Source organism: Burkholderia sp. Bp8998 (assembly GCF_003854235.1).
In the GTDB taxonomy this organism is placed as follows: Bacteria; Pseudomonadota; Gammaproteobacteria; order Burkholderiales; family Burkholderiaceae; genus Burkholderia.
The window spans coordinates 153,570-163,539 of the sequence record NZ_QTQF01000012.1 but is presented as its reverse complement, the minus strand read 5'-3'; the positions used below and the strand labels follow the sequence as shown (position 1 = coordinate 163,539).

At 66.1% G+C, this 9,970-nt stretch carries 10 protein-coding genes; 6 read left to right on the top strand and 4 right to left on the bottom strand.

What is annotated here, in order from left to right; genetic code table 11:
• The 3 genes from DIE06_RS38685 to DIE06_RS14910 all read right to left on the bottom strand — a co-directional run.
• Positions 1-221: hypothetical protein (locus DIE06_RS38685; RefSeq protein WP_221624052.1), on the bottom strand; the 221-nt coding region annotated here is incomplete at its 3' end.
• A gap of 127 nt (positions 222-348) precedes the next feature.
• Complete coding sequence (locus tag DIE06_RS14915; protein WP_124662065.1) at positions 349-2,016, bottom strand: ATP-dependent helicase; 1,668 nt, start codon at positions 2,014-2,016, stop codon at positions 349-351.
• A gap of 120 nt (positions 2,017-2,136) precedes the next feature.
• The gene (locus DIE06_RS14910) at positions 2,137-2,991 is read right to left on the bottom strand and encodes a helix-turn-helix domain-containing protein (protein WP_059464640.1); all 855 of its coding nucleotides are present in this window, start codon (positions 2,989-2,991) and stop codon (positions 2,137-2,139) included.
• Between the two features lie 532 nt (positions 2,992-3,523).
• Between DIE06_RS14910 and DIE06_RS14905 the strand changes: the two genes are divergently transcribed.
• Together DIE06_RS14905 and DIE06_RS14900 are read left to right on the top strand one after the other, a co-directional pair.
• Positions 3,524-3,733, top strand: a complete 210-nt coding sequence (locus tag DIE06_RS14905; protein WP_124662073.1) for a hypothetical protein — start codon at positions 3,524-3,526, stop codon at positions 3,731-3,733.
• Between the two features lie 214 nt (positions 3,734-3,947).
• Positions 3,948-4,232, top strand: a complete 285-nt coding sequence (locus tag DIE06_RS14900) for a hypothetical protein (RefSeq protein WP_124662064.1) — start codon at positions 3,948-3,950, stop codon at positions 4,230-4,232.
• A gap of 166 nt (positions 4,233-4,398) precedes the next feature.
• Here DIE06_RS14900 and DIE06_RS14895 read toward each other — a convergent pair whose 3' ends face one another.
• The gene (locus tag DIE06_RS14895) at positions 4,399-5,046 is read right to left on the bottom strand and encodes a hypothetical protein (protein WP_124662063.1); all 648 of its coding nucleotides are present in this window, start codon (positions 5,044-5,046) and stop codon (positions 4,399-4,401) included.
• Between the two features lie 245 nt (positions 5,047-5,291).
• On the opposite strand from DIE06_RS14895, the gene DIE06_RS14890 reads away from it, so the two are divergent.
• From DIE06_RS14890 to DIE06_RS14875, 4 genes are all read left to right on the top strand, one after another.
• On the top strand, positions 5,292-6,626 hold the full coding sequence (locus DIE06_RS14890; RefSeq protein WP_124662062.1) for an FAD-binding oxidoreductase: 1,335 nt from the start codon (positions 5,292-5,294) through the stop codon (positions 6,624-6,626).
• A 115-nt stretch (positions 6,627-6,741) separates the two neighbouring features.
• A complete protein-coding gene (locus DIE06_RS14885; protein WP_124662061.1) occupies positions 6,742-7,836 on the top strand; it encodes a TrkA family potassium uptake protein in 1,095 nt (364 codons plus the stop codon).
• A gap of 145 nt (positions 7,837-7,981) precedes the next feature.
• Positions 7,982-9,460, top strand: coding sequence for a sensor domain-containing diguanylate cyclase (locus DIE06_RS14880; protein ID WP_124662060.1), 1,479 nt, complete (start codon positions 7,982-7,984; stop codon positions 9,458-9,460).
• A 172-nt stretch (positions 9,461-9,632) separates the two neighbouring features.
• Positions 9,633-9,965, top strand: coding sequence for a cupin domain-containing protein (locus tag DIE06_RS14875; protein WP_124662059.1), 333 nt, complete (start codon positions 9,633-9,635; stop codon positions 9,963-9,965).
• Positions 9,966-9,970: the final 5 nt, after the last annotated feature.

Sequence of the window (9,970 nt, the reverse complement as noted above, 5' to 3'; positions counted from 1 at the left end):
ACCCCTGAAGAGGCTATGGCGATGGAATTGGCTGCCGCCGGATTGGCTAAACGTTGCACTTGATTCTTGAGACCACCACTCCCTTGTATTCCTTCAACTCCGATCCGAACAACCCTTTTTGCGGCTTGTAGTAGGGCTGCTTCTTGACGTCGGCCATCAAATATTCCGTCTGCAACGAATGGCCTTGTATCGTAATGGCAGGCTGCAAGCGGATGAACCATCAGGTGTGGCCGGAACAGGCCGAAAGGCGAGTGGATGAGGCTAGCAGGCAGAAAGAAATGTGCCGGATTGTTTCAACGAGCATTATGCGGAAGATCGTCCGCGCGGTCGAAGAGCCGTCCTGCCGCGTCAATCGCCCGTGAGCTGCGCGGCCGCCCGCGCCGACGCGACGAGCAGCAGCTTCATCGTCGCGCGCGTCGCCCCGACGAACAGCTTGCGGGCCGCGCGCGCATCGAGCGAGTCGAAGTCGATCTCGGTGAGGATCACGCACGGCGCCGATTGCCCCTTGAAGCGGTAGATCGAATCGAGCAGCACGTCGCCTTCGCGATATTCAGGGTTGCCGAACAGGTCGTACTTGCCGGTGAAGCGCTTGACCCGGTGCGGGCCGAGCTGGTCGAGCCGTGCGAGCGCCGAGCTTTCGCGGCCGCGATACGAAAGCACCGCGATGTCCTGCTTGCGGAAGCCGAGCGAAAGCGCGTGCGTGATCGCGCGCTTGGTCGCGTCGATGCACGCTTCGGCGAGCGCGTCGCCCGACGCGCCGTCTTCCCCGTATGACGACACCGACGGATCGGAACCGTCGAACGGGCTGCCCGACCGCAGTTCGGCCGCGAGCGGCTCGACGCGGCCGACGACGTCGCGCACGAATTCGAGCAGGTCGCGCGGGCTGCGGTAGTTCGTCAGCGCCTTCAGCGTGACCCAGCCGGGCAGCGCGACGGGCTCGCGCAGATAGAGGTTCTGCAGCGGATCTTCCAGCCACCACCATGCGCCGTCCGGCACCAGCAGGCGCTCCAGTGTCGCCGCCCACGGCGCGTGGAAATCCTGTCCCTCGTCGACGATCAGCACATCGAAGCGCCAGCGCGCCGGAATCGGCGCCTCCGCGAAGCGTGCCTCGAGCCGCTCGAACGCGCCGGGCGCGTCGAAGTCGGGTGTATAGCCGCCGTCGCGGGCCACCCAGTCGCACAGCTGATGGTAGTTCGCGATCTTCGCGCCAGGCGGCGCGATGCGCGCGATGTAGTCGGCGAGCGGCCGGTTGAAGCACACGTAGAGCACGCGCTTGCCGGCCGCGACCGCGTCGCGCATCACCTGCACCGCGAGCTGCGTCTTGCCCGAACCGGCGGTGCCCGTCACGCGCAAGCGGAACGGCGTGAACTCGAGCTGGCGCGCCCACGCGGCAAGCCCGCCCGACAGCCGCGTGACGAGCGTGCCGGCCTGCCCGACGAGCGCGCTCGTATCGGGCGTGAGCGCCAGCTCGTCCGCGAGGAAGTGATGCAGCTTCGCCGCGTTCGGCAACGGTTCGTCGTGCTCGGGCAGGATCTGCAGGATCGCCTGCGCGAGCTGCGCCTTGCGCGACGCGTCGACGATCCGGTCGGCCGCGACGCCGGCGATCGCCGTGTCGCGGATCGAGTAGTCGGGGCAGTACAGCAGCGCGTCGACCCCGTAGACGCCCGCGCCGAGCGCGGCGGTCAGGCGCCGGTGCAGCGTCTCCTGCGTGCGCGCGAGCTGGATCGGGACGTTGCGCTCCTTCTGCAGGTAGACCTTCACGAGCCCTTTCGGCGTTTCGCGCAGGAAGCCGGCCTTCTGCTCGATCAGCAGCACGCGGCCGGCCGGGCTCACGACGACGAACGCCGCTTCGCCGAACACCGAGAAACCCTGGTCGGCCCGCGTCCAGTGCACGCCGTGATAGACCGTGTAGCTGTCCGGCAGCGCGTGTTCGAGGGCGGCAAGCGTCTCGCGCTCGCGTTCGGCCGCACCGGTGGCGGCGAGGCTTTTCCAGTCGTCGGGAATGAGGCGGGCCATGAAGTCGGGCGGCGGATGCCGGTCGTGAACAGGGTCCGGCTATTGTACTGAGGAACCTGTTCACGACCGCCGCGCCGCACGGGCGGCGGCCGTGCGAAAGAGGTAGGCGGCGTGCGGGAATTACCCGCGAGCGAGCCGCTTCGCGAGATCGGCGCTGAGGATCGCCATGCGCGCGGGTTTTTCGTAGCAGACGACGTCGAACGCGCGGATCACTTCGCTGATGTCCGCTTCGCTCGCGCGGCCCGTGAGCAGGTCGCCCGTCAGCACGAAGATCGGCGCGCCCGGATTGTCGGACGTGCGCACCGCCTTGATCGCGGTGGCGGCCGTGCTGTCGTCGAACAGCCATTCGGTGACGACCGCGTCGAACGCCTGGCCCTGCAGCGCGTCGACGAACGGCGCGAGGCCGTCGAACGCGGCCGTCGCGAACCCCTGCCGCTCGAGATAGCGGCACAGCTCGGTCGCGCTGACGCGATCGGGATCGATCACCGCGACGACGAGCTTGTCGCTCTCCGCGCGGCGCGGATAGATCTCGATCTTGTGCACGTCGTACGCGTTCTGGTACAGCACGCCCGTATGGCGCAGCACGCGCCAACGGCCGTTCTGTTCGTACGCGACGAACTCGGGGCGCGCGCCGGCTTCGAGCGGCGCGCCGATCCAGGCGGTGCACGGAATTTCGGCGACGCCGGCGTAAAGAACGGCCTCCTGCGAATAGGCGCCGACCATGCCGGGGTCGAGCGTCTGCGCGCCGAACAGTTGAGCGGCGGGCTCGCCGTAGGCTTCGGCGACTTTCTTGATTTGCGCGAGCGTCCAGGGGCTGCTGCCGCGCAGTTTGCGGTGCCCCTGCGAAAAGCTCAGGTCGAGGATGCGGCACAGCTCGGTGGTTTGCTGGCGCTTGCCGATGCCGTTGCGGGTCATCAGCTCGCGCACGCGCTCGGCAACCGCGAGGGAATCCGTGGTGATTGCTTCAGTGGTCATGCTACGGGAACGGATCGTGACGTTCAGAACGACGCCTTGCGGCAGTCTCGGCGGACAGTCTTGACGACGTCCAGGGGCGAGCCGACCGGCCACGCGCGGAAAAGATAACTTTACCGCAAAACGACTGCCATTCCATGTCGCGAAAGGTGCGTTTCTGTGAAAGGTGTGTCATGACGTTACGCATGGCGAGGAGCGCTGCACCGCGCGCCGTTGGCCCGTTCACAATCTTCAGGTGCCGATCCCGAGGCGTCGGGACAGGATTCCTCGCAGGGCGGCACATAATTGCCCTGCGCCGCCGGCAGAATGCACCACGGCAGGGCGCATCCGTCGCCCGGACTGCGGCATCCTGCCGCCGCGGCGGCGACAAATTTTTACATGACAGCGCGCGTCGGTTCGGCCGGAACCGCACTGATATCCGGTTCGTTTGATGGTTTACTCTAGTGAACCCGACGCGGATGCCTTTTCGGGAGAGGGCATGAACGCGGCGGAGCCCCATGCTACGATTCCCCCGTCTCAAAATAGTGTTGAAGCGATGCAGAAGAAATTTGTGATGCGCGGGTACGAGATGAACTGCGAGCCGCGCGTGACGGAGGACGGCAAGTACGCCGCCCAGGTCGAGGTCACGAAGACCGGTTTCAGCCGCGAGGCGGCATTCCGCAAGCTGGGCGAATTCGATACCGAAGCCGAAGCCGTCGCCTACGCGAAAAAATTCTCCGAGGAGTGGTTGAGCCGCTACGCGTAGCGTGTCGTTCGCCATTGCTCCATCGCGCGTTTGCCTTCGCATCGTTGCGACGTCTGTATCGTCGTGCCGATCGACGGCCCGCGGGGTGAGCGGGCGACCAGCCCTTATTCATTTCTGATGGTTGTCAATACTCGGGGAAGTTTGTAGATTAATTCCTCAAACTGTGGGGTATCGTTCGGCGATCGTTTGAAGACCACGCAATGGGAGGCTGCGAATGACCAGCTTGTGCATGCAGACCGCCGTTCACGGTAAAACTGTCCAGGTCGTGTTGTCGCTGGAGCGTCGTACCGCCAGGATCTTCATCGTCGACGACGAAGCGGGCAACCATCCGCCCCGGACGATGAGTATCGACCAGTACGTCAACGCCGGTATGGCGGACGATGAAATCGCCCGGCATGTGCTCGAAGTCGTCGCGATGTCGCTCGAGCAGCTTGCGCGGCTTCAGCCGTTCGACCGTGCGACAGGCGCACGGATGGGCTATTCATACCGATCTCACTGACGCCGATTGCCCGGGATCATCCCGGCGCGAGCCGCGCATGTCGTCCTTCCAGATCGACCTCGGCTTCCCCCTTCGATCAGGTATCGGTCGGCAAGGCGACGTAAGGTCCTCGATCACATGGCGAGCAGCGTATTTCCCATGTTTTGAGAAGTACTGACCAATCGCCTTACGCCGGCATGTACGTGAACGGCTCGCCGTCCTCCCGCTCGACGGACAGCAGCCGCTTGAGTTGATCGAGCGCGAACAACTGCTTTCCTTCTGCCGCCGCTTCGGCAATCGCGGCATCGACGAGTTTCCTCGCCCGTGCGAGGATCACCGATCGCTGGCGCGCGATCTCGAGCACCATGCGTTGCTCGATGTTCTGCCGGCTCGATTGCTTGTCGCTCAGGTGACGCCAGCGGTCGCGAAGCTCGGCCCAGGTAACGCGCTGAAATTCCGGAATCGCGCGCGGGCACGTGCCTGCTTCCGCAGGCTCGGGTTGCGCCCGCAATGCACGGCGCAGCGCTTCGCGGGCGCGCCACTCATCTGAAAACGGTGCATAGACATCGCGCGTACGGCCAATCGGATTCGCGCGCTCGATTTCCTTGTCGAGCAGATAGCCGAGCCGCCGAAGCGCGGAGCCGTGCGCGAGCATGGCCGGATCGAGCACGCGGATCCGGCGCGATGCATCCGCTGCGTGCGCCTTCAATTCCCACAGCGTCAGGCGCAGGTGCTGCACTTCGAGTATCAGCCGCTGGACGTCTGCATAGGTGCACTGCGTCCACCATTCGGTGAGGTCGTTCAGCTTCGGAGGATCGAATGGGGGGAGGATCATTTCTACAGCAGAAATACTGTATGGATATACAGTTTATCGCGCGGTAACATAGCGCCGTCAAGGCGAAAAAACGGGGACGGCCGATGGGCGACCCTGACCGGCGGCGGGGGCCGCGGCCGGCGGATACCGTTCATCGACCTTCCCGCACGTTCGCCATTCCCGTCCGGAACCTGACAGCTTGAGCCCGCGCCCGCCATCGCGAACGTCGATGGATGCGCCCTACGCATCGACGCCAACAGAGAACAATGACGACAACCTATCCGCTGCATGACACATTGACGCGCGCCGACACGGCGTTTCCGGCCGAAGCCGACATCGTGATCGCCGGCGCCGGCATCATGGGTTGCGCGGCCGCGTACTACCTCGGCCTGCGCGGCCTGAAGGCCGTCGTGCTCGACAAGTCGCGCATCGCCGGCCAGCAATCGACGCGCGCGTGGGGCTTCGTGCGGCAGCAGGGCCGCGAGTCCGCCGAAGTGCCGCTGATGATGGCCGGCATGCGGATCTGGGAAGGGCTCGAGCAGGCGCTCGGCTTCGACCTCGAATGGCGGCAGGGCGGTTGCCTCTATATGGCGGACAACGACGACGACTGGACGTCGTTCCAGGCATGGCTTGCCGTTGCGCACGAACACGGGCTCGACACGCGCACGCTGACGCGTGCGGAAATCGATGCGCGCGTGACCGGCCTGTCGACGCAAGCACGTACGCTCGGCGGCCTGTATACGTCGACCGACGGGCAAGCCGAGCCGCGCCGCGTGGCCGCCGCGTTCGCGGCGCGCGCGACGCAAGCCGGTGCACGTTTCTTCGAAGGCTGCGGCGTGACGGCGATCGAGACGGCCGGCGGCGCGGTCGTCGGCGTCGTGACCGAGCGCGGCACGATCCGCACGCGGCGCGTGATCTGCGCAGCCGGCGCGACCAGCTTCCGGCTGCTCGACGGCGTCGGCATCCGGCTGCCGCAGCAGGCCGTGCGCGGCACCTGCATGCGCACCAACGTGCTGCCGGAGGTGTCCGCGTCGACGATCTGGGGGCACGGCCTCGGCATTCGGCAGCGCAGCAACGGCGCGATCAATCTCGCCGACGACATGCAGGTCGACGTCGACCTGACGCTCGGCCACCTGCGTGGCTTGAGCCTGTTCTGGCCGGAATTCTGGTCGCAGCGCGAGAAATTCCGGCTGCATCTGAATGCGGCCGCGTGGCGCGATGCCTTTGCGCGCATCGGCGGCGGAGGCGGGCCGATCGAGCCACGTGATCCGCAGCCGCGGCCGAATCGCGCGCATGCGCCGCGCGCGCTCGCGAAGCTGAAGGCGATCTTCCCCGCGCTGAAGGATGCGCAGATCGTCGAGGCCTGGGCCGGCCTGATCGACGTGCTGCCGGACGGGATTCCGGTGATCGACGCGCCCGGCACGCCGTCCGGGCTCGCGATCGCGACCGGCTTCTGCGGGCACGGCTTCGCGATGGGGCCGATCGTCGGGCGACTGCTGGCCGAATGGATCGACACGGGCGAGCCGTCGCTCGACCTGTCGGCGTTCCGTGCGCGGCGTTTCGCCGACGGGACGATGGTCCGGCCGCGCAGCATGTTGTAGCGGACGGCCGGTTGCGGACGGCCGGTTGCGGACGGCCGGTAGCGGACGGCCGGTGCGGACGGGCTCGCTTGTTCCCGTCGTAGAATCGAGCCCGCATCCTTCAGGAGATTCCCCGTTGGCAACGCCCACCGACAAGCGCCGCTCGTTGCGCTCACGCCTGCGTCGTGTCCGCGATCCGTGGCAGGCGCCGCGTGCGCGCACGCTGTTCACGCGTCCCGCGACGTCGCCGCGGCGCACGCTGCTGTTTCGTCTCGGCGCGGTCGTGGTGCTGTGCATGCTCGCGTTTCTCGTGCTGTATCTCGATCGCGACGGCCTGCGCGATTCGACCAAGAGCACGCCGATGAACGTGGCCGATCTCGTGTACTTCACGATGGTCACGGTCGCGACGGTCGGCTACGGCGACATCGTGCCGGTCACGGCGCGTGCGCGGCTGATCGATGCGTTCTTCATCGTGCCGATTCGCATCGGCATCTGGTTCATCTTCCTGGGCACGGCATATCAGTTCGTGATCCAGCGCGTCATCGAGGAATTCCGCATGAAACGCTTGCAGAAGCAACTGTCCGATCACATCGTCGTGTGCGGCTACGGCCTGTCGGGGTCGATCGCCGTGCGCGAGCTGCTCGAAAGCGGCGTCGATCCGTCGACGATCATCGTGATCGATGCGCAGCAGCAGGCGCTCGAGGCCGCGACGTCGCTCGGCGTGACGGGGCTGCTCGGCGATCCCGCGCACGAGGATCTGCTGCAGCAGGCGCAGGTGCGCGCGGCGAAGGCGGTGATCATCTCGGTGACCGACGACCCGACCGCGATCCTGCTGACGCTGTCGGTGCGCAGCATCGCGCCCGAGACGAAGATCGTCGTACGGATCCAGGAGAACCTGTATCAGCGGCAGTTGCGGCAGGCGGGTGCGGACGTGATCGTGTCGTCGACGAAGATCGGCGCGCTGCTGCTCGCGGATGCGGTGCATAGCCGCTATATCGTGCCGTTCGTGAACGACATGCTGTCGACGCGTGGGCGGGCGACGCTGCTTGAGCGCGATGCATTGCCGCACGAGATCGGCTGCATGACGAACGTCGTGCCGGGCGCGATCGTCGTCGGGCTCGATCGCTGCGGGAAGATCCATTCGTTCTACGAGGATCCGCCGTGCCGGATCGAGGCGGGGGATACGCTGGTCGTGATTCAGTCGGCGAGGATTCCGGATCCGGATGTGTGACGGTCGTGTGTAAAAGGAAACGGCATCGACACCCGATGTCGCGCCGCGGCCGGCGTATCCCCCTCTTGATATGCCGCCGCGTGTTTTTTAGTATGACGTAATCGCGTCGCGCGCCTGCGCACGAGCGCGGTCACCAAGGAGACACATGCGATCCCGGTCGGCGGCACCCTATACTATCGTCGTGATCGGCATCGTGGTCGCCTGCGCGCTCATGGGACTGTGCGTGCTGCAGCTGTTCCAGAGCCGCAACGACGCGCTCGAGCGGGCCAGCGAAACCTCCCGCAATCTCGGGTTGATCGCCGAGCGCGACATCGAACGCAATTTCGAACTCTACGACCTGTCGCTGCAGGCGGTGATCGCGGGGCTGCAGCGTCACGACCTGATGGCCGTGCCCGCGAGCGTGCGGCGCGCCGTGCTGTTCGATAACGCGATGACGGCACAATTTCTCGGTTCGATGCTGGTACTCGATGCCGGCGGCAACATCATCCTCGATTCGGCCAACGACCAGCCGCGCCAAGGCAATTTCGCCGATCGCAAGTACTTCACCGTCCATCGTGACAATCCGGATGCTGGACTCTACGTGAGCGACCCCTATCCGTCGCGCTTGCGCGGCGGCGCGCTCAGCATCGGGCTTACGCGGCGGATCTCGAACCCGGACGGCTCGTTTGCCGGCATCGTGCTCATTGCGGTCAACCTCGAGTATTTCCACCAGCTGTTCGCGGGCCTGTCACTCGGGCAACATGGTTCGATGTCGCTGATCGGCAGCGATGGCGTCATGGTGATGCGTCAACCGTACGACGTCCGCACCATCGGCCGCGACATCAGCCACGCCGCGACCTTCAAGCGGTTCCAGACGGCGCGGGAGGGTGTGTTCTCGGAAACCGCGTCGCTCGACGGCGTGCGCCGGCTCTACTATTTCAGGCATCTGCCGAAGCTGCCGTTGATGATCATGGTCGCCGAAGCGGAGCAGGATATCTTTGCGGCTTGGCGGCACCGGGCCGTGACGATCGGTGCGCTGGTGGCGACGTTCGGCGCCGCGTTCATCGCGGTGTCCTTCATGCTCGGCACGCAACTCCGGCGCCGGATACGCGCCGAGTCGGAACTCGTGTTGCTCGCCCGCACCGATGGGCTCACCGGCCTGAACAATCGCCGCAGCTTCGCGGAAGTGCTGGATCGCGAATGGCGTCGCGCACGGCGGGCGCGATCGGTGTTCTCGCTGTTGTTCGTCGATGTCGACCGCTTCAAGGCCTACAACGATACCTACGGCCATCAGGCGAGCGACGACGCGCTGGCTGCGGTGGCGCGCTGCATCGGCGACAACATCCGGCGGCCGTCCGATACCGCGGCCCGCTACGGCGGGGAGGAATTCGTCGTGCTGCTCCCCGACACACCCGAGACAGGCGCGGCTCAGATCGCCGAACGAATCCGTGCGGCGATCGACGAACTGGCGCTCGAGCACGCCGGCAGCGAGCATGGGCGTGTCACGGCCAGTATCGGCCTCGCGAGCTGGACGCCCGAGCACGATGAGGCGGCCGGCAGCGTGATCAAGGCTGCCGACGAGGCGCTGTACTACGCGAAGGCGACCGGCCGGAACAAGGTCGCCGCGTTTCAGTCGCCGGCATGACGCGCGGTACGACACGCCGGCGCGTGGGCAGCATGGAAATTGCCTCGCGCCCGCCGCAGCCGTGCGAGTGCCGGCCTTGCCGGGACTCGTCAACAAGTTCGCCGCGATACCGGCCTTCGCGCTACAGTGGGCGTCATTCGCCTTCAGCCGAAGGCCGACCCGGAGTTGAACCATGCAACGCCAAACCGGCAACCTGTTCAGCATCGAGGGAGCGCGCGGCGAAGACGAGCGCGTCGATGTGCTCGTCACCGGCGCGCGCCTGAACGTCGAGCGGATCGTGTCGATGGGGCACACGAGTCCCGACGGGTTCTGGTACGACGATTCGCGCGCCGAATGGGTGGTGCTGCTGTCGGGCGCGGCGGTGCTCGAATTCGAGGCGGACGCGACGCTGCACGACATGCGCCCCGGCGACTACGTGCTGATCGAACCGCATTGCCGGCATCGTGTCGCGTGGACGCATCCTGACGAGCCGAGCGTCTGGCTCGCGATCTATCACGATCGATGAAACCT